24 protein-coding genes are annotated in these 23,337 nt (G+C 40.5%); 23 read left to right on the top strand and 1 reads right to left on the bottom strand.

Annotated features, from left to right (window positions below; genetic code table 11):
• Window positions 1-17: 17 nt before the first annotated feature.
• Window positions 18-614 (bottom strand): DNA-3-methyladenine glycosylase I, encoded by a 597-nt coding sequence (locus QL995_RS04700; RefSeq protein WP_290293304.1) that lies wholly within the window; start codon window positions 612-614, stop codon window positions 18-20.
• A gap of 132 nt (window positions 615-746) precedes the next feature.
• Between QL995_RS04700 and QL995_RS04705 the strand changes: the two genes are divergently transcribed.
• The 23 genes from QL995_RS04705 to QL995_RS04815 all read left to right on the top strand — a co-directional run bounded on the left by QL995_RS04705 (window position 747) and on the right by QL995_RS04815 (window position 23,332).
• Window positions 747-1,859: an ATP-binding protein gene (locus QL995_RS04705; RefSeq protein ID WP_290293306.1), complete on the top strand. Its 1,113-nt coding sequence runs from the start codon at window positions 747-749 to the stop codon at window positions 1,857-1,859.
• Window positions 1,856-3,322, top strand: a complete 1,467-nt coding sequence (locus QL995_RS04710; protein ID WP_290293308.1) for a sigma-54 dependent transcriptional regulator — start codon at window positions 1,856-1,858, stop codon at window positions 3,320-3,322. The genes QL995_RS04705 and QL995_RS04710 overlap by 4 nt, the downstream gene beginning before the upstream one ends.
• Window positions 3,323-3,478: 156 nt before the next feature.
• On the top strand, window positions 3,479-3,811 hold the full coding sequence (fliE, locus tag QL995_RS04715; RefSeq protein ID WP_007581879.1) for a flagellar hook-basal body complex protein FliE: 333 nt from the start codon (window positions 3,479-3,481) through the stop codon (window positions 3,809-3,811).
• Between the two features lie 20 nt (window positions 3,812-3,831).
• Window positions 3,832-5,547: a flagellar basal-body MS-ring/collar protein FliF gene (gene fliF, locus QL995_RS04720; protein WP_290293311.1), complete on the top strand. Its 1,716-nt coding sequence runs from the start codon at window positions 3,832-3,834 to the stop codon at window positions 5,545-5,547.
• Window positions 5,540-6,580 (top strand): flagellar motor switch protein FliG, encoded by a 1,041-nt coding sequence (fliG, locus tag QL995_RS04725; protein ID WP_007581881.1) that lies wholly within the window; start codon window positions 5,540-5,542, stop codon window positions 6,578-6,580. The genes fliF and fliG overlap by 8 nt, the downstream gene beginning before the upstream one ends.
• Window positions 6,581-6,583: 3 nt before the next feature.
• Window positions 6,584-7,390 carry a flagellar assembly protein FliH gene (gene fliH, locus QL995_RS04730; protein WP_024589950.1) on the top strand — a complete coding sequence of 269 codons (807 nt, stop codon included), beginning with the start codon at window positions 6,584-6,586 and terminating at the stop codon, window positions 7,388-7,390.
• Between the two features lie 18 nt (window positions 7,391-7,408).
• Window positions 7,409-8,743, top strand: a complete 1,335-nt coding sequence (gene fliI, locus QL995_RS04735) for a flagellar protein export ATPase FliI (protein WP_002959338.1) — start codon at window positions 7,409-7,411, stop codon at window positions 8,741-8,743.
• Entirely contained in the window at window positions 8,743-9,189 is a 447-nt protein-coding gene (gene fliJ, locus QL995_RS04740; protein ID WP_290293317.1) for a flagellar export protein FliJ, read from the top strand. Before fliI ends, fliJ begins: the two co-directional genes overlap by 1 nt.
• Window positions 9,190-9,278: 89 nt before the next feature.
• The gene (locus QL995_RS04745) at window positions 9,279-11,375 is read left to right on the top strand and encodes a flagellar hook-length control protein FliK (protein WP_290293321.1); all 2,097 of its coding nucleotides are present in this window, start codon (window positions 9,279-9,281) and stop codon (window positions 11,373-11,375) included.
• Window positions 11,376-11,432: 57 nt separating this feature from the next.
• A complete protein-coding gene (gene fliL / locus QL995_RS04750) occupies window positions 11,433-11,963 on the top strand; it encodes a flagellar basal body-associated protein FliL (protein ID WP_007585800.1) in 531 nt (176 codons plus the stop codon).
• 9 nt (window positions 11,964-11,972) lie between these two features.
• Entirely contained in the window at window positions 11,973-13,064 is a 1,092-nt protein-coding gene (gene fliM, locus QL995_RS04755; protein ID WP_024608166.1) for a flagellar motor switch protein FliM, read from the top strand.
• A 20-nt stretch (window positions 13,065-13,084) separates the two neighbouring features.
• Window positions 13,085-13,483 carry a flagellar motor switch protein FliN gene (gene fliN / locus QL995_RS04760; protein ID WP_007585803.1) on the top strand — a complete coding sequence of 133 codons (399 nt, stop codon included), beginning with the start codon at window positions 13,085-13,087 and terminating at the stop codon, window positions 13,481-13,483.
• Window positions 13,480-13,863, top strand: a complete 384-nt coding sequence (gene fliO / locus QL995_RS04765; RefSeq protein ID WP_007377952.1) for a flagellar biosynthetic protein FliO — start codon at window positions 13,480-13,482, stop codon at window positions 13,861-13,863. Before fliN ends, fliO begins: the two co-directional genes overlap by 4 nt.
• Before the next feature lie 4 nt (window positions 13,864-13,867).
• The gene (gene fliP / locus QL995_RS04770) at window positions 13,868-14,608 is read left to right on the top strand and encodes a flagellar type III secretion system pore protein FliP (RefSeq protein ID WP_007585804.1); all 741 of its coding nucleotides are present in this window, start codon (window positions 13,868-13,870) and stop codon (window positions 14,606-14,608) included.
• Between the two features lie 40 nt (window positions 14,609-14,648).
• Window positions 14,649-14,918 carry a flagellar biosynthesis protein FliQ gene (gene fliQ, locus QL995_RS04775; protein ID WP_002959325.1) on the top strand — a complete coding sequence of 90 codons (270 nt, stop codon included), beginning with the start codon at window positions 14,649-14,651 and terminating at the stop codon, window positions 14,916-14,918.
• Between the two features lie 2 nt (window positions 14,919-14,920).
• Entirely contained in the window at window positions 14,921-15,700 is a 780-nt protein-coding gene (gene fliR, locus QL995_RS04780) for a flagellar biosynthetic protein FliR (RefSeq protein WP_007585805.1), read from the top strand.
• A 9-nt stretch (window positions 15,701-15,709) separates the two neighbouring features.
• Complete coding sequence (gene flhB / locus QL995_RS04785; protein WP_007585806.1) at window positions 15,710-16,840, top strand: flagellar biosynthesis protein FlhB; 1,131 nt, start codon at window positions 15,710-15,712, stop codon at window positions 16,838-16,840.
• Window positions 16,841-16,912: 72 nt separating this feature from the next.
• Entirely contained in the window at window positions 16,913-19,024 is a 2,112-nt protein-coding gene (gene flhA, locus QL995_RS04790) for a flagellar biosynthesis protein FlhA (protein ID WP_010553901.1), read from the top strand.
• Window positions 19,025-19,045: 21 nt separating this feature from the next.
• Window positions 19,046-20,527: a flagellar biosynthesis protein FlhF gene (gene flhF / locus QL995_RS04795; protein WP_007585808.1), complete on the top strand. Its 1,482-nt coding sequence runs from the start codon at window positions 19,046-19,048 to the stop codon at window positions 20,525-20,527.
• Window positions 20,520-21,380 (top strand): MinD/ParA family protein, encoded by an 861-nt coding sequence (locus tag QL995_RS04800; RefSeq protein WP_007585809.1) that lies wholly within the window; start codon window positions 20,520-20,522, stop codon window positions 21,378-21,380. Before flhF ends, QL995_RS04800 begins: the two co-directional genes overlap by 8 nt.
• 26 nt (window positions 21,381-21,406) lie before the next feature.
• Complete coding sequence (locus QL995_RS04805; RefSeq protein ID WP_007585810.1) at window positions 21,407-22,117, top strand: RNA polymerase sigma factor FliA; 711 nt, start codon at window positions 21,407-21,409, stop codon at window positions 22,115-22,117.
• A 40-nt stretch (window positions 22,118-22,157) separates the two neighbouring features.
• Window positions 22,158-22,541, top strand: a complete 384-nt coding sequence (gene cheY / locus QL995_RS04810) for a chemotaxis response regulator CheY (protein WP_008132609.1) — start codon at window positions 22,158-22,160, stop codon at window positions 22,539-22,541.
• 17 nt (window positions 22,542-22,558) lie between these two features.
• Window positions 22,559-23,332: a protein phosphatase CheZ gene (locus QL995_RS04815; RefSeq protein WP_290293338.1), complete on the top strand. Its 774-nt coding sequence runs from the start codon at window positions 22,559-22,561 to the stop codon at window positions 23,330-23,332.
• Window positions 23,333-23,337: the final 5 nt, after the last annotated feature.

Raw genomic sequence — 23,337 nt, forward strand, 5'->3', positions numbered from 1 at the left:
ACTTTTATGGTTTTTAATCACTTACCGCTTAAAGCCTTAATAATTTCTTCTTTTCTAAAACAATCATTACTGTGATCGTTAACCATACCGCAGGCCTGCATGTGAGCATAAACTGTTGTAGGCCCTAAAAACTTAAAGCCGCGTTTTTTTAAATCTTTAGCAAATGCGGTTGATGCCTCTGTAATTGCAGGATAATCCTCAACGTTATTCAAATTACTTATAATCGGCTTATTATCCACAAACTGCCATTGGTAGTTACTAAAGCTACCAAATTCTTTTTGTATTTCTATAAAGCACTTTGCGTTGTTAACAGTTGCCGCAATTTTTAAGCGATTGCGCACAATCCCTTCATTAAGCATTAGTCTCTCAACGTCATCTTGTGTGAATTTTGCCACTTTATTTACATCAAAATTAGCAAATGCTTTTTTATAACCGCTGCGTTTTTTTAAAATTGTGTACCAGCTTAAGCCTGCTTGCGCTGATTCAAGAGTGATAAATTCAAACAGCTTTGTATCATCATAAAGGGGGACGCCCCATTCTTCATCATGGTAAATAACGTAGTCGGGTTTAGTAGTGTCGAGCCACGGGCAACGGCACTTTATTTGCTCACTCATTATTATTCCTTTTTGCGTGCGTCATTTTTATGTCGCTCAAATTATTGATGTAACTTAATGATAAGTATGTAAATAAATTTTGGTATAAATCGTGCATTTAGACATATATCTACATCAATTCGAGATTTGATTATGGCCCTTGCTAGCGTGCTAAAACCACAGTTTTTTTCTGCAAATCAGTATAACCCATGTTTACTTCAAGAGGAGTACATTGGTGAATTAAGCGATCTGCGCAAGCAAGCAAGTTGGCTTTCGCATTTGGTTGATACCATGCCAGCAGGAGTGGTTGTACTTGATGGCAAAGGGTTGATTGCAAAAGCGAATCAAATAGCGATTGATATGCTTGGCGAGCCACTTGAAGGCGAACGCTGGTTTAATGTTATTCAGCGCTCTTTTAGGCCGCATCAAGATGATGGCCACGAAGTGTCTTTAAAAGACGGGCGTCTAATAAAGCTTGATATTACCGCTTTAGCACCAGAGCCTGGGCAACTTATTTTAATGACGGATTTGACCGAAACTCGCCGTTTACAAAAACGTGTTGCACATATGCAGCGATTAAGCGCGCTGGGTAAAATGGTTGCGTCACTGGCGCATCAAGTCCGTACACCGCTCTCAGCCGCTATGCTTTACGCCGCTAATTTAGGATCAAAGCGCTTACCCGAAGCATCTCGCGATAACTTTCAAACAAAGTTAATGTCGCGTTTAAAAGATTTAGAAACTCAAGTAAACGACATGCTGTTATTTGCTAAAAGTGGCGATCAGCAAGTTGTTGAGCAAGTTTCAATGCAGCAGCTTTTAACAGAAGTTAAAGCGGGCGCTGATGCGATGGTCGCACTTAATGAAAGTGAGCTGGATGTAAGCTTACCAGAGCCAGATATACAAATAGTCGGTAATAAAACGGCATTGGCCAGTGCTATTCAAAATCTTGTGCACAATAGTATTCAAGTTATTGGCAGCGGTGCAAAAGTAAAAATTAGCGCACAAAGAGATTTAAAAGATTTAGATATGGTTCGTATTAGTGTGAGCGACAATGGCCCAGGTGTTGATTTAAGCCAAAGCGATAAAATTTTTGAACCATTTTTTACTACAAAAAGTCAGGGCACAGGTTTAGGGCTTGCGGTAGTAAGTTCGGTGGCTAGTGCGCACCAAGGCCGTGTTGATGTGACTAATAATACGCGGGGTGGTGCCTGCTTTAGCTTGTTACTGCCTATTAAGGCAACATCTAAACTAGAGGGTTCATTATGAGTAACACTATTTTAGTTGTCGAAGATGACGCTGGGCTTCGTGAAGCCTTAATAGACACCCTTGAAATGTCGGGTATTGAATGTGTTGCAGCCAACAGTGCTGAGCAAGCAATGTTACTGCTTAAAAAAGATCAATTTTCGCTTGTTGTAAGCGACGTGCAAATGGGCGCAATGAGTGGACTTGATTTACTACGCAGTATTAAATTAAACCACCCTGATTTACCTGTATTGATGATGACGGCGTACGCCACAATTGACGATGCGGTAGAGGCGATGCGCCTAGGTGCAATTGACTACATGGCTAAACCATTTGCACCTGAAGTGCTGTTAAATATGGTGAGCCGTTATTTGCCTGAAAAAGCAAAAGAAACCGACGGACCTATTGTTGCCGACCCAACTAGTATTCAATTATTGGAGCTTGCGAGTAAAGTAGCACGCTCTGATGCAAGTGTAATGGTACTTGGCCCAAGTGGTTCAGGTAAGGAAGTACTTGCGCGTTATATTCATGATAAGTCGAGCCGATGTAATGAGCCATTTGTGGCGATTAACTGCGCGGCTATTCCTGAAAATATGCTCGAAGCCACGTTATTTGGTTATGAAAAGGGAGCTTTTACGGGGGCGATTCAAGCATGTCCGGGTAAGTTTGAGCAAGCACAAGGCGGCACTATTTTACTTGATGAAATTACTGAGATGGACTTAGGGCTACAAGCTAAGCTGTTACGCGTACTGCAAGAGCGTGAAGTTGAGCGTTTAGGGGGTCGTAAAACAATCCAGCTCGATGTACGTATTTTGGCAACCAGTAATCGTGATTTAAAAGAAGCCGTGTCTGAAAATCAGTTTAGAGAAGATTTATATTACAGGCTTAATGTTTTTCCACTAATGTGGCGACCATTGTGCCAACGCCCAGGCGATATTATTGTATTGGCTAAGCATTTAATTGAACGCCATATAAGTAAAAGCAAAGAGCCCATGGCATATTTAGATAAAGCTGCTGAGCAAAAGTTACTGGCTCATGCGTGGCCTGGTAATGTGCGCGAGCTTGATAACGTTATACAGCGTGCACTTATACTGCGCACGGGTAATACAATAAACGAGCATGCTATTTTTATCGAAAATTTAGTATCTAATAACTTTGTTATGGAGCCTTCATTGGCACCGGCGCAAACTGTATCGCCAGCAGAAGTGACTCACGCAGATAAAGGCGTTGATAAAAGCACGCTAAGCTCTGCATATTATGATGAAAAATCGCATGCCGAGGATGAGCCTAAGCAAGGTTTACTAGCGGCAGATACCGGTAGCTATAAAGATGAGCTTAAAGACAAAGAGCATCGTATTATTTTAGAAACCCTTGCGCGTTGCCAAGGCAAGCGTAAAGACGTTGCCGAAACGTTGGGCATAAGCCCACGAACTTTACGTTATAAACTAGCGCAAATGCGCGATTTAGGTATTTCACTTCCTGCATAACCTCCTATAAACCCTAAGTTTGCGCTGCGAACTTAGGGTTGTCAAAACTCTGACTAACACAAATTGAAGTTAACCTATTGTATTTTAATGATTAATTATTTGGCATGCTTTGTGCTTTATTACTTGTAAGAGTTCACTGCGTGTCAGAGATAAATTATGAAAATTCAAAACAGTGCTGTATTTCAAGAAATGCAATCAATGGCTTTAGAAGCCGGTCGTAATAATCAAATAAATAAATTGCCGACTCAAGTTCAACCTACTTCTACTTCCCAGTTTGGCGACATGCTAAGTGATGCACTAAATTCAGTGCATGGATTACAACAAGATGCCGCTCAAAAAGTAACAGCAGTTGAGATGGGGGATCGAAGTGTATCGCTTGCTGAAGCGATGATTGCTTCTCAAAAATCGTCAGTTGCTTTTGAGGCTACAGTACAGGTTCGTAATAAACTTGTTGAAGCTTATAAAGAAATCATGAACATGCCTGTTTAATTAGGTAGTGGAGAATTATTGTGGCGCAATCTAACCAATCTACAGACCTAGCACTTGCTGGTGGCGGTATTGACCAAAGTGGTGGTGATGATCAACAAGAACAAAAGTCAGGCTACTTAAGTGCTTTAAATGGTGTTGATGTATTGCGCCAAGTAACATTGGTTATAGCATTGGCTATTTGTTTAGCTATCGCGATTTTTATTATTATTTGGGCTCGTCAGCCAGATATGCGCCCATTAGGCAAAATGCAAACAGAAGAGCTTATTCAAACATTAGACTTTTTAGATGCGCAAAAAATTGAATATCAACTTGATGGCAATGTTGTATCGGTCGATGAAAGCGAATACCAAAACATTAAATTGCTAATGACCCGCGAGGGGTTAGAGCAAGGCCCTGCATCTGGCTCTGACATAATTATGCAAGATATGGGCTTTGGTGTAAGCCAACGCTTGGAGCGTGAACGCTTAAAGCATGGTCGTGAGCAACAATTAGCACGCACCATTGAAGAGCTAAATAATATTACTCGTGCTAAAGTATTGTTAGCCATCCCTAAAGAAAACGTATTTGCCCGCAGAGAGAAAAAACCATCTGCTACTGTTGTATTAACACTTAAGCGTGGCCGCTCACTTGACCGTGAAGAAGTAGACTCTGTTGTTGATATGATTGCTTCAGCAGTACAAGGCTTAGAGCCTGCACGTGTTACGGTTACTGACCAAAATGGTCGATTATTAAATTCAGGTTCGCAAAGCTCATTAGCAGCACGCTCTCGTAAAGAATACGATTTAGAACGCAAGCGCGAACAAGAGTATCTTGAAAAAATAGACAGTATTTTAATACCGGTTGTTGGGCTTGCAAACTATACAGCTCAAGTTGATTTGAGCATGGACTTTAGCTCAGTTGAGGAAACTCAAAAGCGTTATAACCCAGACCTACCAGCGGTTAGAAGCGAAACCACATTTGAAGAAAATAACATTGGCGGCCTAGCTGTTGGTATTCCAGGTGCGCTTACAAATCAGCCACCGTTAAACTCGAACATTCCTGAGGTTGCGGGGCAAGGTGGTGCAGGCTCAGCTACATCACCAACACGCAGCCACAAAGAAGCCACGCGTAATTATGAACTCGATACAACCATTTCGCACAAGCGCCAGCAAAGTGGTGTAATACGTAGAATAAGCGTATCAGTTGCTGTTGACTACATCGCTAAAGTGGGAGAAAACGGTGAAACAACCATGACTCCACGCTCGGTAGAGGCATTGTCAAATATTCGTCGCTTACTACAAGGTGGTGTAGGTTTTGATATGCAACGTGGTGATGCACTTGAAGTCGTGACAGTGCCGTTTGTACGTGAAGAAACAAATTTAGCAATAGAAGTGCCACTGTGGGAACAAGACTGGTTTATGAAAATAGCCCGCCTTGTATTAGGCGCCTTAGTTATCATTGTATTGATAATGGCAGTAGTAAAACCAATGCTTAAACGCTTAATTTACCCAGACGATACACTAGAAGAATACGACGAAGATGCATTAAGTTCAGGCGTAGATATTGGCGACAACACGCTTGATATGCTAAATAAAGACTTTGATTCTGCTTCGGTTGGTTTCTCAAGTGATGGTACACTGCAGTTACCGGATTTACATGGCGACGAAGATTTACTTAAAGCAATTCGTGCCCTTGTAGCTAACGAACCAGAACTATCATCACAAGTAGTCAAAGCGTGGTTAACAGAAGATGACTGATCAAGAACAAAAACAACTCCCACCAGCCTTTGATGTTGATAAGCTAGATGGGGTAGATAAAGCCGCTATATTACTTTTGAGTTTATCAGAAGAAGATGCCGCGCAAATCCTTAAACACTTAGAACCTAAACAGGTGCAAAAAGTGGGTATGGCGATGGCTGGGTTACAGGACTTATCACAAGCTAAGATTAGCGCTGTACACAACTTGTTTATAGAACAAATTCAAAGCTTTAGTACCATTGGTTTTCAGTCAGAAGACTTTATTAAAAAAGCGCTTACAGCAGCACTTGGTGAAGACAAAGCCGCTAGCCTTATTGACCAAATTGTTATGGGCTCAGGCGCTAAAGGTTTGGATTCATTAAAATGGATGGACTCTAAGCAGGTAGCAAACATTATTCGTAATGAGCATCCACAAATTCAAACCATTGTATTATCGTACTTAGAGCCAGAGCAGTCTGCTGAGATTATTGCTCAGTTCCCTGAAAAAGTGCGCTTAGATTTAACCATGCGTATTGCAAACCTTGAAGAAGTTCAGCCAGCAGCACTGCAAGAGCTAAACGAAATCATGGAAAAACAATTTGCCGGCCAAGCAGGTGCACAAGCCGCTAAAATGGGTGGCTTAAAAGCTGCTGCAGATATTATGAACTACCTAGATACCAACGTAGAAGGGCAGTTAATGGACTCTATTCGTGAACATGACGAAGAGATGTCGCAGCAAATTCAAGACTTAATGTTTGTGTTTGAAAACTTAATGGATGTTGAAGACCGCGGTATTCAAGCAATCCTACGAGAAGTACAACAAGACGTATTAATGAAAGCAATTAAGGGCACCGACGATGCGCTTAAAGACAAAATACTGGGCAATATGTCTAAACGTGCAGCCGAAATGCTTGCTGATGATTTAGAAGCTATGGCACCGGTACGTATAAGCGAAGTAGAGGCGGCGCAAAAAGAGATTTTATCAACAGCGCGTCGTTTATCTGACTCAGGTGAAATTCAGCTGGGCGGCGGCGGTGGCGAGGAGTTCCTGTAAACCATGAGCAAACTCAAAGGACGCACACTTCGGGCTGATGAAGCCGATGAATTATTAAAAAACTGGGCTATTCCAGATGTAGCACCAGATGAGAGCAGCTTTGGCAATCGCTCTACGGCTTACGGCACACCGCTTAGTGAGTTGTACAAAAAAGAATTAGCCGAAGAAATGCCTATTGATGAGCCACAAGAACCAGAACTCCCTGCGCTTACCATGGTTGAGCTTGAACGCATTAGACAAGACGCGTACGAAGAAGGCCTTAAACAAGGTCATGAGCAAGGCTACATAGACGGCTTTGAAAAAGGCGTTGGCGAAGGTAAAGAAGCAGGCTACAAAGAAGGCTTAGAGCAAGGTAAAACACAAGGCCTTGAAGATGTAAAACCATTAATTGAAGAGCAGTTAACAAGTTTAAAAGCCATTTTAGAGGGGCTAACTGCACCGCTAGATAAAGTGGACGAACAAGCTGAAAAGCAATTAGTACAACTTGCTAGCATGTTGGCGGAAGCTGTTATTTATCAAGAAGTAAAAACATCGCCTGATGTGATTTTACATACGTTAAAGCAAAGTATTGATTCACTTAATGCGGAGCAAGAAAAAGTACGAATCCATTTAAACCCCGAAGACTTAGAACTCATAAAAGAGAGCTACGGCGAACAAACCATTATTGATAATAACTGGCAATTAATGGCAGAGCCCACTCTTGAGCGCGGTGGCTGTGAAGTTAAAACAGCGCAATCGTCACTCGACATGACCCTTAAAACACGTGTCAAAGAAACGTTGGATAGTTTTTTGCATAATAGTGGTATCTAACTATTTTATTGGCGTGTTATGTCAACTCAACGTGCACCTTTAAGCGAACGCTTATCTCAATATCAACAACATATTAAAACCCCGGCGCCTGCTGTGGCAGGTATTTTAACGCGTGTTGTTGGCCTTACCCTTGAGGCTAGAGGTTTACGTGCACCCGTTGGTAGCCAATGTAAAATAGAAACTATGAACGGCTTTGTAGACGCCGAAATAGTCGGTTTTAACGATCAAACTTTGTACTTAATGCCTAACGACCACATCTCTGGTGTATTACCTGGTGCGCGTGTTATTCCTCAAGTAAATAATTTAGGTTTACCTGTAGGGATGAGTTTATTAGGCCGCGTGGTGGATGGTTTAGGGCGACCGCTAGATGGCTTGGGTAAAATTAATGCTGAGCATCATTTAAAGTTTGCGCAAAATACTATAAACCCGCTTTCAAGAAGACCAATCACTAAGCCTATGGATGTAGGTGTGCGTGCTATTAACTCGGTTATCACAGTAGGGCAAGGCCAGCGTATGGGCTTGTTTGCAGGCTCTGGTGTGGGTAAATCAGTACTTCTCGGTATGATGACCCGAGGTAGCGAAGCTGATGTCATTGTGGTTGGCTTAGTGGGGGAACGTGGTCGCGAAGTAAAAGAATTTATTGAAGAAATACTCGGTGTAGAAGGGCGTAAACGTTCAGTTGTTGTCGCAGCGCCTGCTGATTCATCACCGCTTATGCGTTTAAAAGGCTGTGAGAGTGCAGTCACTATTGCTGAGTATTTTAGAGATCAGGGTTTAAACGTATTATTGTTACTCGATTCGGTAACGCGTTATGCAATGGCGCAACGTGAAATTGCACTTGCTGTAGGCGAGCCGCCTGCTACAAAGGGATATCCGCCTTCGGTGTTTGCTAAACTACCTGCGCTGGTGGAGCGTGCTGGTAATGGCGGTGAAGGGCAAGGTTCAATTACTGCCTTTTTTACGGTATTAAGTGAAGGGGATGATATGCAAGACCCTATTGCTGATGCAGCGCGAGCTATTTTAGATGGCCACATTGTACTATCGCGTGATTTAGCTGACAGCGGGCACTATCCCGCTATAGATATAGAAAAGTCGATTTCGCGTGTTATGCCTCAAGTTGTTTCTGAGCCGCATATGCAACAAGCCCGAGTGCTTAAACAAGTGTATTCAATGTATCAACAAAACAAAGATATGATTACGTTAGGCGCTTATCAAAAAGGGACCGATCAAATGCTCGACCAAGCTATAAATATGATGCCAAGAGTGAATGCATTTTTACAACAAGGTATGCGAGATGTCATTAGTTACGATGATGGTCTGCAAGGACTTGCTCAGTTATTAGGACAAGCATAATGGCTAAAAACAAACTCGATTTATTGCTCAAAATTGAAAATGATAAAGAAGAAAATTTGCGCATGAGTTACTTACAAGCCAATCAAAACTTGCAATCGAATCAACAAAAGCTCCAAGGTTTAAACAATTTTAGACTTGAATACTCTCAGCAGTTACACCTAAAAGGTAAGTCGGGTTTATCTAGTGCAGGGTTTGGTCAGTACCATGCTTTTATAGCTAAAATTGAAGAGGCAATTCGCCAACAAGCAAGTACCGTAAATACCGCTAAGCAAGTTGTTACTCAACGTAAAACTCTATGGCTTAAGCAGCAAATTAAAGCTAAAGCAGTTGCCAAACTAATCGAAAATCAAAAACTCAAAGCAAATGCGTTAATGGCAAAAAATGAGCAAAAAATGTTAGATGAGTTTTCAACTAATCAGTTTTTTCAACGTCGTAAAGCTTTGTAATTCAGGCACGTTAATTGCTTTATTACTTAGTGGAATTCAACTTTTGGCGGTATGCGGTGGCATATTGCCGTAATGGTATTAGGTGATTTATGGCGATGAATAACATTTCGTTTTTAGTTTCTTCTGAAAAAGATTCACTGTTAGCTTTTAAAGACAATAGCTTAGCTAATGGCGAAGAAAATTTAGGCGATGAATTTTTAAGTCAGCTAAACGAAGCGCATAACTCTATGGTGCCATTGCTTAAAGGCAATAAAAATCCCGATGCCGAAAATTCGATTGCCATACCTAAGCATAAACAGCCAGAAGAAAATGAAAATCTGAGCATAAAGCTAGATGAAATAACAACAGACGAAGTTACTTTTGTGTCTGTTGAGATGCTTGATCAAATTAATTCAGCACAAGCAATGAGCACTTCGGTCAATAAGCCGTTCGATGCAACTAACAGTTCAGAATCAGAAAATGCAGAGCTAGAAGCTACACAAGCAGAGAATACCGAAATAGAAAACACAGAAATAGAGAATACAGAAATAGAGAATACAGAATTACAAAGCACACCAATAATTGCATCCACTAATACAAGTGATGAAGTATCGGCTAAAGAAGCGAATACAGCCAGTGTAGTGCAAAATCCAATTGCCACTAATATAGACTCTAAAACGGCTAAATTAACTGATTCAAAAAGCGATAACTTTAGCTCACCATCTTTGAATTCGTTACCATTAAATGAAGGCAAGCATCGTAAAAGTGGTGTTGCTGAAGCTATTGAAGGGCCATTAAATTCTATAAATAAAAAGCCCGATGACAGCATTGGCCCTATATTAGAAAAACCTGAAGTTGCATCAATGAGTTTTAAAGAGCAGCTAGGACAAAATAAGTCTGCTGATAAAAATAATATAGTTTTGCCAACACTCACCGACAAAGCGGGCGTTACTCAGTCTTCTTCAGCCGCAACTGAAGCTGATAATAATGCAGCAATAGATACGTTAATGACTAAAGATGCGAGCTTAATTAAAGCTAATGATGTTATTGCTAGTTTAACGCCTGAGCAGCGCTCACAACTTAACGCGCAAGTTAAGGTATTAGAAAATACTGATTCAACCAGTAACGCAACTAGTAGCACTTCAAATCTCAAGAAAATGCTTGCGCAATTTATTACTGATAACGAAAAAGCACAAAGCACGGCAACAAAACACTCTTTTAGCGCAGAAATAAATTCACTTAATACAACTGAAAAACAAAGCTTATTAACGCAATTAAACGCTTATATTAAAGCAGAGCAGCCTAAAGGCGAGCAATTGGAAGTGCTTAAGCAAACAGTTAATGAATTAAAAGCTTCAATTGAAATAGGACTTGCCGATACCGCTAAGACCGACTCAAAAACGCTTGTAGCGTCAGAGACTCCTAATACAGTATATAATCCACAAAAGTTAAGCTTAAAGACATCGACAAACGAAGGGGCTGATTTAAATAAAGCCGTAACAACCTCAACTAAGGGTGATGATTTATTAAAATCACTTGAAGAATTACAAAAAGATGGCCTTAAAAAAATAACTGCAGAACAAACTCCTGTACGCGTGGCACAAGTATTTACGCAAATTACAGCTGCTTTAAATACTCAGCAAACGAGCATATTAAGCCAATACGACTCATTAAGTTACGAGCAGAGCTTACTTGATACCCAAATAATACAAACTCAACAATTACAAAGTACATCGCAAGTTAAGCAAGTAAGTATTGATCCTGGTGTAATGCAGGCAATTAATATTGTTAAAAGTGATGCAGCTAAATTACTGCAAGAGCGCGTTAGCTCAATGCTGAGCATTAATAACAAAGAAGCAGAAATTCGCCTAGATCCTCCCGAAATGGGCAGTATGCAAATACGTATTCGTAGCGATGCAGAACAAGCACATATAAACTTTGTAGTACAAAACCAGCAAGCCAAAGAAGCACTTGAACAATCAATGCCGCGCTTACGTGAAATGTTAGCGCAACAAGGGTTAGAGCTTGGTGAAAGCACTATTTCTTATGGGCAATCAGGTGGTGAAACTGCCGAGCAAAGTGAGAGTGGACCCCAAGGTAATATGGCTAATAATAAGTCAGTTAATGATGAAAACGACGAGCAAGCAAATAACACTGCACAAAGTTCTCGACAACAAACTTCATCATCAATAGATTACTATGCCTAAGTGCTGCTATTATAATAACTAAAACAAGCAAGTACCTTTGCGATTAAAGGAATCATGATGGCTGAAGAAACAAGTTTAGAAATTGAAGAAACCGGTAAAAGTAAAAAGAAACTAATAATAATCATAGTAGCTGTACTACTTATTGTAGGCGGTGCTGCAGGTTACTTTTTTATGTCGGGTTCGGATGCGCCAGTTGAAACCTTAGATGAAGAGACTGCGATGTCAGCAGATGCACCTTCTGCTGCAGTTGGTGATTCAGCTGAAATAGGCAGTGCTTTATATGTGTCAATGCCACGCCCATTTGTATTTAACGTACCCGGTTCAAGTCGCGACAGAATTGTGCAAATTAAAGTACAGTTACTAGTACGTGGCGAAGTAAATGAAGAAACAGCCAAAAAACACATTCCACTAATAGAAGGGACGCTACTAAGCGTGTTTTCTACTACAACTGCTGATGAGTTAAGTACGAGCTCTGGTAAAGAAACACTTCGTTTTTCTGCACTTGAAAAGGTACAAAAAGCCTTAATGGATGTTGAAGGCAGCAAAGTAATTGAGCGGGTATTGTTTACCGGCTTTGTGATGCAATAAGGGGTTAGCGTGAGCGATTTATTATCCCAAGACGAAATTGATGCGCTATTACACGGTGTTGATGACGTTGAAGAGGAAGATATACACGACGGTGAAGATGGCGGGGGAAGTACGCTTCAGTACGATTTTTCTTCGCAAGATCGGATCGTGCGTGGTCGTATGCCGACGCTGGAAATTGTTAATGAACGCTTTGCTCGTCATATGCGAATTAGCCTATTTAACATGATGCGCCGCACTGCAGAGGTGTCTATTAACGGCGTGCAAATGATTAAGTTTGGCGAGTATATTCATACTCTATTTGTTCCAACCAGCTTAAATATGGTCCGTTTTAGACCTTTAAAAGGCACTGGCCTGATTACCATGGAAGCACGACTTGTGTTTATTTTGGTAGATAACTTTTTTGGTGGTGACGGGCGTTATCATGCAAAAATCGAAGGCCGAGAATTTACGCCAACAGAGCGCCGAATTGTACAAATGCTCCTTAAAATAATCTTTGAAGATTATAAAGAAGCTTGGGCACCGGTTATGGATGTATCGTTTGAATATCTCGATTCTGAAGTAAACCCAGCTATGGCTAATATTGTAAGCCCAACTGAGGTTGTGGTTATTAGTTCTTTTCATATTGAGCTCGATGGTGGCGGTGGCGATTTTCATATTGCACTTCCGTATTCAATGCTTGAGCCAATTCGAGAGCTGTTAGATGCGGGTGTTCAGTCTGATACTGAAGATACTGATTTACGTTGGAGCAAAGCGCTTCGCGATGAAATAATGGATGTAGAGGTTGAAATATCAACTCAGTTACTTGAAGTTGATTTAACCTTAAAACAAATTATGGAACTCAAAGCCGGTGATATTATTCCGGTTGAAATGCCTGAGCATATAACCGTATTTGTTGAAGAACTACCTACATTTAGAGCCAAAATGGGTCGCTCTCGCGATAATGTTGCGCTTCAAATTAGTGAAAAAATTAAACGACCTGATTCAGTTAAATCTGAGCTGCATGTATTTACCAAAGGCGGCAAGAAAATTGACTCAGATGCAGAATTAGCAGAACTAGAAGATGATTTACACCTCTCTGACGGTGTAGACTTAGACTGGTAATTGATTAAAAGGTTAAAAGTATGAGCGATGATCAAGACACAATGGATGAATGGGCAGCAGCATTAGCAGAAGCCGAAGCTCCAGATGATAGTAGCGAAGCACATGTTGCAGAGCTTGATGAGTTAAGTGATTCAAAACACGAAATGAGTGGCGATGAAAAACGAAAACTCGACACTATTTTAGATATCCCCGTTACTATTTCAATGGAAGTAGGACGCTCTAAAATTAATATTCGTAACTTATTGCAACTTAACCAAGGCTCTGTTGTTGAGCTTGACCGTGTTGCGGGCGAGCCGCTAGACGTGTTAGTTAATGGTACTTTGATAGCCCATGGTGAAGTAGTTGTAGTAAACGACAAGTTTGGTATTCGCTTAACTGACGTGATAAGCCAAGTAGAGCGGATCAAAAAACTACGATGAGCTTATTAGTTGCTTTAACGAGTTCCGTTTTTTCAAAAGCAGATGTGGCAACACCCACTGGAGATATACTCTCTATGGTGCTGTCGCTTGTAATGGTGCTAGTACTAATTATTGTGCTGGCATTTTTTGTTAAAAAGCTTAATCCAAATTTAGCAAACAGCGATGAATTTAAAGTAGTCAGAAGTCTACCTTTGGGTTCTCGCGAGCGTTTAATGGTTGTTGAGATAGATAATGCTCAGCATTTACTTGGTGTAACTCCTCACAGTATTAATTACTTACACAAGTTAGAAACCCCATTAAGTGAAAAAGAACTACCTGAACTCGCTAAACGATTTGGTAAACTTTTAAACCCGCAATCAAACCAAAATAAAAAGAATTAAACCTATGACAAAGTGGCTGCTTATTATTTTTGCCATGGTGTTTGTACCAAGTGTAAGCGCAGAAGGAATTGATGCGCTTACTATTACAACAAACGCTGATGGCACACAGGATTACTCAGTAACGTTACAAGTTTTAGCAATTATGACGGCGCTGAGTTTTATACCGGCTGCCATAATTATGATGACCTCCTTTACACGAATAATTGTTGTACTCGCCATTTTGCGCCAAGCAATTGGCTTACAGCAAACACCGTCAAACCAAGTATTATTAGGGATGTCGCTTTTTCTAAGTATTTTTATAATGTCGCCTATTTATCAGCAGGTAAACGAGCGAGCTATAGAACCTTACTTAAATGAGCAGGTTACTTCAGTACAGGCATTAGAGCTTGCTAAAGAGCCAATGAAAGCCTTTATGCTTTCTCAAGTGCGTTTAAAAGATTTAGAAACGTTTGCTAAAATTGCCGGTTATGATCAGCTAGATTCGCCACAAGACACACCGTTAATAGTGCTTATACCCGCCTTTGTAACCAGCGAATTGCAAACCGCATTTATAATAGGGTTTATGTTTTTTATCCCATTTTTAATTGTTGATTTAGTGGTCGCCTCGGTATTAATGGCGATGGGTATGATGATGCTTTCACCCATGATTGTGTCCTTACCGTTTAAAATTATGTTATTTGTACTTGTAGACGGCTGGAGCTTAGTGATGGGGACTCTAGCCAAAAGCTTTGGTTTAGGGACTTAGTATGCAAAGCATTAACATGACCCAACAATAGGAGTACAACATGGAACCGGAAATTTTTGTTGATATCCTAAGTGACGCTCTTTTTTTAGTTATTAAGCTGGTGTCTGCAATTGTAGTCCCAGGCTTAATTATTGGTTTAGTTGTAGCTGTGTTTCAGGCCGCAACGTCTATCAATGAACAAACATTGAGCTTTTTACCTCGTTTATTAATTACCATTAGTGCGCTTATTGTGGGTGGGCATTGGCTTACTCAAGAACTAATGGACTTTTTTACTCGCCTAGTATTACTTATTCCTGAAATTGCAGGTTAAACGTGGAATACCCCTTTGCTGTCGTTATTCAATGGTTGAGCGATTTTTTGTTGCCGCTGGTACGCATTAGCTCAATGATTATGATTATGGCTGGTTTGGGGGCTAAAAATGTTCCTACACGTATAAAAATGGGTTTATCGGTTGTTGTAACTTTTGTTGTAGTTCCTGTTTTGCCCCCAGCTACATTCACTAATTTATTTTCATTTGAGATGATTTTAGTCGTTATTCAACAAATGCTGATTGGTGTTGCTATTGGTTTTGCATCTATACTTTTATTAAATACTTTTGTGTTAGCAGGGCAAATACTCGCGATGCAAACCGGTTTAGGTTTTGCTTCGGTTATTGACCCTTCTAATGGTGCGAGTGTGCCTGCTGTGGGCCAGTTTTTTCTTATTTTGGCCACCCTATTATTTTTTGCTTTTAACGGTCATTTAATGATGATTCAAATGGTGGTGCATAGCTTTCAAGTGCTACCCATTGATGGTACATGGTGGTCTGTAGATCATTACTGGGACATAGTGACTTGGGGCGGCTGGATGTTTACTACAGCACTGGTACTCTCACTTGCACCGCTTACCGCGATGCTCGTTATTAATATGTCGTTTGGTATTATGACGCGTGCAGCACCGCAATTAAATATTTTCTCTATTGGTTTTCCGTTTACCTTGGTAGCGGGACTTATTATTATTTGGGCGACACTAGGTAACTTTGTTACTCAGTTTGAGTTTCAATGGTTAAAAATGGTTGAGCTAATGTGTACTTTAGTTGGTTGCTCACCTTAGGAGAAAGTCATGTCTGAAGACTCAGGACAAGAAAAAACAGAAGAACCCACATCCAAAAAACTTGAAGAATCTAAAAAGAAAGGCCAAATAGCGCGCTCAAAAGAGCTAGGTACCATGTTTGTACTTATTTTTTCGGCTATATCGCTTTTGATGTATGGGCCAGAAATTGGCAAAGGTTTATACAATGTAATGGGCCGAACCCTTAGCTTAAATCGCAACGAAGCCTTTGATACCACTAAAATGTTTGCCGTATGGGGAGAGGTTGCAGACGCGTTAATGTTTCCTATGGCTATGTTTGTATTAATTATCGTTTTGGCTGCATTTATTGGTAATACGTTACTAGGTGGTTTTAACTTTAGCTGGGAAGCTGCTGCACCTAAAGCAAGTAAAATGTCGCCAATGAAAGGCTTTAAACGTATGTTTGGCCCGCAAGCGGCTATTGAGCTTGTAAAGTCACTTTTAAAATTTGGTTTGGTTGCAAGTTTTGCTATATTTTTAATTAATACCTATTTTGATGAAATACTGCATTTAAGTTTAGAAAGCGCACCGGGTAATATTATTCATGCCTTAGAGATTTTAGGCTGGATGTTTTTAGGTCTTTCGTGCACTTTAATTATTATTGCCGCTATTGATGCGCCATTTCAAAGTTATAACCATAACAAACAACTTAAAATGACCATGCAAGAGATTAAAGATGAGTATAAAAACTCTGAAGGTGATCCACAAATAAAAGCACGTATTAGGCAAACCCAAAGGCAAATGTCGCAAAATCGTATGATGCAAGATGTCCCTGACGCTGATGTTATTGTTACCAACCCAACTCACTACTCTGTAGCATTGAAATACGATACAGAGCGCGCAGGAGCGCCAATAGTGCTTGCTAAGGGTATTGATGAAATGGCGATGCAAATTAGAAAAGTAGCAATAGGGAATGAAGTACCTATTTTAGAATCCCCTATGTTGACCCGAGCGCTTTATCATACGGCTGAAGTAGGAGAACAAATACCCGATCAGCTATTTACTGCAGTAGCGCAAGTTTTAGCGTATGTATTTCAGCTTAAGCGCTTTAATAAAGGGCGGGGTAAACGTCCAACTAAGCTCAATAACAAGCTCCCAATCCCCGATGCCTACAAGTATTAAACCGTTAACTTAGTAACTTGGAATAGTTATTGCAAATTCTACGTAGTGTCAATTTTTTGAAATTGTAGAATTATGAGTTTTAAAGCGGTATTACAACAACTTAACAGAGACAAAAAAGACTATGCCAAAGGGGTAGGTACTCCTTTGCTTGTGCTTGCAGCCTTGGGAATGGTGATCTTACCGTTACCGCCATTTTTACTCGATATTCTTTTCTCGTTTAATATTGCCCTCGCATTAGTGGTTTTACTCGTGACTGTTTACACGATGAAGCCGGTTGAGTTTGGTATATTCCCCTCTGTATTACTAATCGCTACGATTATGCGCTTAGCGCTTAACGTTGCCAGCACTCGAGTTGTATTACTTGAAGGTCATAATGGTGGTGATTCTGCCGGTAAAGTAATTGAAGCGTTTGGCTCAGTTGTTATTGGTGGTAACTACGCAGTTGGTTTGGTCGTATTTTTAATCCTTATTATTATTAACTTTGTGGTAATTACTAAAGGTGCTGGGCGTATATCTGAGGTATCTGCACGTTTCACCCTTGATGCAATGCCGGGTAAACAAATGGCAATTGACGCCGATTTAAACGCTGGTTTTATCAGTGCTGAGCAAGCGCGTGACCGCCGCGAGGAAGTAACTCGCGAAGCTGATTTTTACGGCTCAATGGATGGTGCGAGTAAATTTGTAAAAGGCGATGCCATTGCAGGTATTGTTATATTAATCATCAATATTGTTGGTGGTTTATTTGTCGGTATGATTCAACATAATTTGAGTTTTGGCAACGCAATGGAAGTATATACATTACTTACCATTGGTGATGGCTTAGTTGCTCAACTCCCTTCTTTACTGCTTTCAATTGGTACCGCGATTGTTGTAACACGTCAAAATGAGTCGCTCAATATGGGTGACCAATTTAAGAAACAACTAGGTAACGAAAAATCACTCTTTATTGCTTCAGGTATTTTGATCATCATGGGGTTAGTGCCTGGTATGCCGCATTTTGCTTTTTTAAGCTTAGGTGCGTTACTGGGTTATTTAGCTTACTACACACAGCAAACTAAGTTAAAAGCCGCTGCAGCAGAAGCCGAAGAAGCCGCCAGTGGCGGAAGCGCTGCAACAGGTATTGCCAATAAACAAGAGCAAAAAGAACTTGGCTGGGATGACGTTCAACAAGTTGATGTAATTGGCTTAGAAGTAGGTTACAGATTAATTCCATTGGTAGATCAATCTCAAGGTGGTGAGTTACTTAATCGTATTAAAGGTGTACGTAAAAAGCTTTCTCAAGAACTTGGTTTTTTAGTACCACCTGTTCATATTCGCGATAACTTAGAGCTTGATCCAAATGCTTACAGAATAACGCTAATGGGTGTTTCAACCGGTGAAAGCGAACTTAAACATGGCGACGAGCTAGCAATTAACCCAGGGCAAGTATTTGGCCCAATTAAAGGGGTTGAAACTAAAGATCCTGCGTTTGGCCTTGATGCAGTATGGATCAAGCCTGATCAAAAAGATGAAGCGCAATCACTAGGTTATACCGTTGTAGATTCAGCCACGGTAGTCGCCACTCATATTAGCCAGTTATTAACTAACAGTGCGGCGTTGCTACTAGGGCATGAAGAAGTTCAAAACCTGCTTGATATGCTTGCTAAAAGCCATCCTCGCTTAGTAGAAGGACTAGTACCTGATGTGTTGCCATTAACTGCAATTGTAAAAGTACTGCAAAATTTATTGAATGAAGGTGTAGCTATTCGCGATATGCGCTCAATTGTTCAAACCCTTGTTGAGTATGGTCCGCGTAGCCAAGACCCTGATGTATTAACGGCTGCAGTGCGTATTTCTCTGCGTAGGTTAATTGTTCAAGATGCGGTTGGTATGTCATCAGAAATCCCTGTCATAACCTTGGCACCTGAGTTGGAACAGATGTTGCATCAGTCATTACAAAATGCAGGCGATGAAGGTGCCGGTATTGAGCCTGGACTTGCAGAGCGACTTCAAGTGTCATTGACACAAGCGCATCAAAATCAAGAAATGGCCGGTGAACCTTCTATATTGCTAACGTCAGGAATGTTACGCACTGTGTTATCTCGTTTTGTTAAGTACACCATTCCAGGATTGAGAGTGATGTCTTATCAAGAGGTACCAGACGAAAGACAGATCAAGATTGTTAGCTCTGTAGGCCAACAATAAGATTTTAACAGGGGTTGAATCATGAAAATTAAACGTTTTTTTGCTAAAGATATGCGCACAGCACTTAAAGAAGTTAAAGATGAGTTAGGTGTTGATGCGGTTATTATGTCAAATAAGAAGCTGGCTAACGGTGTAGAAATTGTAGCGGCAGTTGATTATGACAAAGCAGCCCCTAAAGTAGCAGCGCAACCACAACGTACTGCAGAGCCGCGTGCTCAAGCACCACAGCAAAGTATGCATAATTTTGTAAAACCAGAGCCTCAGCGTGCCAAACCAGAGCCGCAGGCAAAAGTGGCTGACAGCCTACAAGCTTTATTAGAGCGCCAATCACCGCGTCCTCGCTCCCCTGAACTTGCATCAATGTTTTCACAATCAGGTATTGATACTACCGATAACTATCAAGAACCAGTTATGGAACAGCGTACTAAAAATATGTTTGCTCCTGAAAATGCAGCGCCAGTTCGTCCACAAACTCAAGCGGATAGCTTAGGTTTTGATGATTTAGACAGCGACTTTGATGATTTAGATAGTCCAGTAACGGCTCGCCAACAAACACCCAATAATGAAAGCGAAGAAATGACAACAATGCGTGAAGAAATGAACGCAATTCGTCAATTACTTGAGCATCAAGTATCAGGCTTAATGCAGCAAGATATGGCGCGTCGCGATCCAACACGCGCTTGCATGGTTGACCGCTTAGTCGGTATGGGTATTGATAAAGAAGTAGCGCAACAAATGGCATGTTTTGTACCTGATGATGTATCTCGTAAGCAAGGCTGGAAAGCGTTGTTAACGATGGTCGAAGATCAAATGCAAACAACCAATAATGAAATACTTCGCCAAGGTGGTGTATATGCGTTAGTGGGTCCAACAGGTGTTGGTAAAACAACAACAGTTGCTAAGCTTGCAGCTTTAGGCGCACAAAAATATGGCGCTGATAAAGTGGCCTTAATAACCACTGATACATACAGAATTGGTGCTTATGAACAGCTTGCTACTTACGGCCGTATTATTGGTTGTGGTGTAAAGCAAGTTAAAGATGCTAATGAATTAGCTGAAGTTTTATATCATTTACGAAATAAACGTCTAGTATTAATTGATACAGCAGGTATGAGTCAGCGAGATTTACGTTTAACTGAGCAGTTAAACACGTTAATGCGTAACCAACGTGTGGATATTCGCAGTTACTTAGTACTAAGCGCGACGGCACAAATTAATGTATTACAAGAAACAGTACGTCACTTTAAAAAAGTACAGTTAAGTGGTTGTATTTTCACTAAGTTAGATGAATCATTAAGTTTGGGTGAGATTATTAGTATTGCGATTCAAAATCGCCTTCCAATAGGGTATCTTACTAACGGTCAACGAGTGCCAGAAGATATTCGTGTTGCAAATGCTGAAAAACTAGTGAAAAAGGCTGAGCAGTTATATTTAAAAAGAACAAAAGCACAACATTCAAGGCACCAAGCAGTGGCGCCAAGTACAGTAGGGATGTATGATTAACACAGTATTAGATCAAGCAAGCGGCCTGCGCAAAATGAGTCAAAACAATAACAACGGCGTAAAAGTTATCGCTGTAACCGGTGGTAAAGGTGGGGTGGGGAAAACAAATGTTTCTCTAAATACCGCTATTGCACTAGGGCAACAAGGTAATAGAGTATTAGTGCTGGATGCTGACTTAGGTTTAGCAAACTGTGATGTGATGCTTGGTTTACGTGTAGAGCGCAATTTATCACACGTTTTGTCAGGTGAATGTGAGCTTGACGAGATTTTAGTTGAAGGGCCTGCTGGTATTAAAATTGTACCCGCTACATCGGGCTCGCAAAGTATGGTTGAATTATCGCCATCTGAGCATGCCGGGCTAATTCGTGCATTTAGCGAATTGAATACCGAATTTGATATTTTAATTGTAGATACAGCCGCTGGTATTTCAGACATGGTGCTAAGCTTCTCACGAGCAGCACAAGATGTAATGGTTGTAGTGTGCGATGAACCAACATCAATAACCGATGCTTACGCACTTATTAAAGTATTAAGCCGCGAGCACGGTGTTTATAAGTTCAAAATTGTTGCCAATATGGTCCGCAGTATGCGTGAAGGCACTGAATTGTTTGCAAAACTATCTAAAGTTACCGATCGCTTTTTAGATGTTTCAATGGAGCTAGTAGCAACGGTTCCTTATGACGAAAATATGCGCAAAGCAACACGTCGCCAAAAGGTGATTGTTGAGCTCTTTCCAAGTTCGCCAGCCGCTCTCGCGTTTAAAGCGCTGGCGACAAAAGCAGTTAAATGGCCAATACCAAATCAACCATCTGGGCATTTAGAGTTTTTCATTGAGAAACTAGTAAACGGCTAATTATGACAACATTGGTGAATAGAGCTATGGGATATCAATCAACACAAAACTTAAATGTGATTGTTGAGAAACATGCATCACTTGTTAAAAAAGTGGCATGTCATCTAATTGCTCGATTACCACCTAGCGTTCAGCTTGATGATTTAATTCAATCAGGAATGATAGGTTTAATAGAAGCTTCAAAAAACTTTGATGCAACAAAAGGCGCAAGCTTTGAAACCTTCGCCGGTATTCGTATTCGCGGGGCTATGCTTGATGAAATGCGTCGTGGTGATTGGGCTCCTCGTTCAGTACACCGTAAAAGCCGACAAGTTGCAGAAGCAATTACTGGGCTCGAAAGCAGTCTGAATCGCGAACCAACAGATACAGAAGTTGCTGAAAAACTTGAAATTTCACTCAATGAGTACCATCATATTTTAAATGATGTTAATACCAGTAAAGTATTAGGCATAGAAGACCTTGGTGTAGATGAGGATGTTATTACTCCCGTAGGCCAAGATTTAGCGCTAGACAAACCTTTTAATAATGTTAAAAATGATCGGTTTAATGAGTCTTTGCTAAATGCAATAAAGTCATTACCAGAGCGTGATGCAATGGTACTTTCTTTATACTATAACGATGAAATGAATTTAAAAGAAATAGGACATATACTCGATGTAAGCGAATCGCGTGTAAGTCAGATACATGGTCAGGCGATGATTAAGCTAAAAGCTAAAATCAATGACTGGATAAACTAGTAGTAAGTAAACTAAGGTTAATACCTCACTGGGGGATGTTTTGGATAAAAACATGAAAATTCTTGTAGTTGATGATTTTTCAACGATGAGACGAATTATAAAAAACCTATTACGTGACTTAGGTTTCACTAATGTTCAAGAAGCTGATGACGGGTCTACAGCTTTGCCTATGTTACAAAATCAAGTATTTGATTTTGTGGTTACAGATTGGAATATGCCGGGAATGCAAGGTATTGACCTTTTAAGAGCAATTCGTGCAGATGATAAGTTGAAACATATCCCTGTATTGATGGTAACGGCAGAAGCTAAAAAAGAACAAATAATTGCTGCAGCGCAAGCTGGCGTTAATGGTTATATTGTTAAGCCATTTACGGCTGGAACATTAAAAACTAAATTAGAAAAAGTATTTGAACGCTTAGGCTAATGATGGGGGAGAGGCTTATGTCAGCACCAGCTGCGCCTCAAATAACGTTAGAACAAGCTCGTCAACTCGTCATTTATTTAGAAAACGATGAGCAAGATAAAGCTAATCAGTTGATTTTAGAGACAGCTTCGCAAGAGCAGTCTAAATTATTTGCTGAAGTTGGGAAGTTGACTCGTCAACTGCACGAAGCACTTAAAAGCTTTGAGCTTGATACTCGCTTAACTAACATAACGACAGATGCGATTCCAGATGCTAAAAAGCGGCTTAATTATGTTATAGAAATGACAGAAAATGCGGCTAATAAAACAATGGATGCTGTTGAGGCTAGTTTACCTATAGCTCAGCAACTTGCAGATGAAATATCTCATATCAAACCGACATGGGATCGTTTAATGAGCCGGGAGATTGAGCTTGGTGAGTTTAAACAACTTTGCCATAGTATCGATAAGTTTATGAATAACTCTCATCATAAAACGGATGAGCTTCAAAGCTTAATGACAAATGTACTAATGGCTCAAGACTATCAAGACTTAACAGGTCAAGTTATTCGCCGTGTTATAGAACTTGTTAGAGAAGTAGAAGAAAGCTTACTTCATCTTTTAACAGCGTTTGCTGAACAAGATGACAGTGACAACACAGCGAATAAACTAGAACAACAAAAAACAAAAGAACCAGTTGCCACACAAACTTTAGCAGGTCCTGAAGGCCCTATTATTGATAAAGAATCGCGTAATGATGTTGTGTCTGATCAAGATGAAGTCGATGATCTTTTATCAAGTTTGGGCTTCTAAGAGGA

This window comes from Pseudoalteromonas sp. APC 3358, from assembly GCF_030408075.1.
GTDB classification, from domain to species: Bacteria; Pseudomonadota; Gammaproteobacteria; order Enterobacterales; family Alteromonadaceae; genus Pseudoalteromonas; species Pseudoalteromonas arctica.

Bases quoted from the DNA above. Each gene is read 5' to 3' on its own strand.
- QL995_RS04700 (WP_290293304.1), bottom strand. From the start codon at position 614: ATGAGTGAGCAAATAAAGTGCCGTTGCCCGTGGCTCGACACTACTAAA.
- QL995_RS04705 (WP_290293306.1), top strand. From the start codon at position 747: ATGGCCCTTGCTAGCGTGCTAAAACCACAGTTTTTTTCTGCAAATCAG.
- QL995_RS04710 (WP_290293308.1), top strand. From the start codon at position 1,856: ATGAGTAACACTATTTTAGTTGTCGAAGATGACGCTGGGCTTCGTGAA.
- fliE (WP_007581879.1), top strand. From the start codon at position 3,479: ATGAAAATTCAAAACAGTGCTGTATTTCAAGAAATGCAATCAATGGCT.
- fliG (WP_007581881.1), top strand. From the start codon at position 5,540: ATGACTGATCAAGAACAAAAACAACTCCCACCAGCCTTTGATGTTGAT.
- fliH (WP_024589950.1), top strand. From the start codon at position 6,584: ATGAGCAAACTCAAAGGACGCACACTTCGGGCTGATGAAGCCGATGAA.
- fliI (WP_002959338.1), top strand. From the start codon at position 7,409: ATGTCAACTCAACGTGCACCTTTAAGCGAACGCTTATCTCAATATCAA.
- fliJ (WP_290293317.1), top strand. From the start codon at position 8,743: ATGGCTAAAAACAAACTCGATTTATTGCTCAAAATTGAAAATGATAAA.
- QL995_RS04745 (WP_290293321.1), top strand. From the start codon at position 9,279: ATGGCGATGAATAACATTTCGTTTTTAGTTTCTTCTGAAAAAGATTCA.
- fliL (WP_007585800.1), top strand. From the start codon at position 11,433: ATGGCTGAAGAAACAAGTTTAGAAATTGAAGAAACCGGTAAAAGTAAA.
- fliN (WP_007585803.1), top strand. From the start codon at position 13,085: ATGAGCGATGATCAAGACACAATGGATGAATGGGCAGCAGCATTAGCA.
- fliO (WP_007377952.1), top strand. From the start codon at position 13,480: ATGAGCTTATTAGTTGCTTTAACGAGTTCCGTTTTTTCAAAAGCAGAT.
- fliP (WP_007585804.1), top strand. From the start codon at position 13,868: ATGACAAAGTGGCTGCTTATTATTTTTGCCATGGTGTTTGTACCAAGT.
- fliQ (WP_002959325.1), top strand. From the start codon at position 14,649: ATGGAACCGGAAATTTTTGTTGATATCCTAAGTGACGCTCTTTTTTTA.
- flhB (WP_007585806.1), top strand. From the start codon at position 15,710: ATGTCTGAAGACTCAGGACAAGAAAAAACAGAAGAACCCACATCCAAA.
- flhA (WP_010553901.1), top strand. From the start codon at position 16,913: ATGAGTTTTAAAGCGGTATTACAACAACTTAACAGAGACAAAAAAGAC.
- flhF (WP_007585808.1), top strand. From the start codon at position 19,046: ATGAAAATTAAACGTTTTTTTGCTAAAGATATGCGCACAGCACTTAAA.
- QL995_RS04800 (WP_007585809.1), top strand. From the start codon at position 20,520: ATGATTAACACAGTATTAGATCAAGCAAGCGGCCTGCGCAAAATGAGT.
- QL995_RS04805 (WP_007585810.1), top strand. From the start codon at position 21,407: ATGGGATATCAATCAACACAAAACTTAAATGTGATTGTTGAGAAACAT.
- QL995_RS04815 (WP_290293338.1), top strand. From the start codon at position 22,559: ATGTCAGCACCAGCTGCGCCTCAAATAACGTTAGAACAAGCTCGTCAA.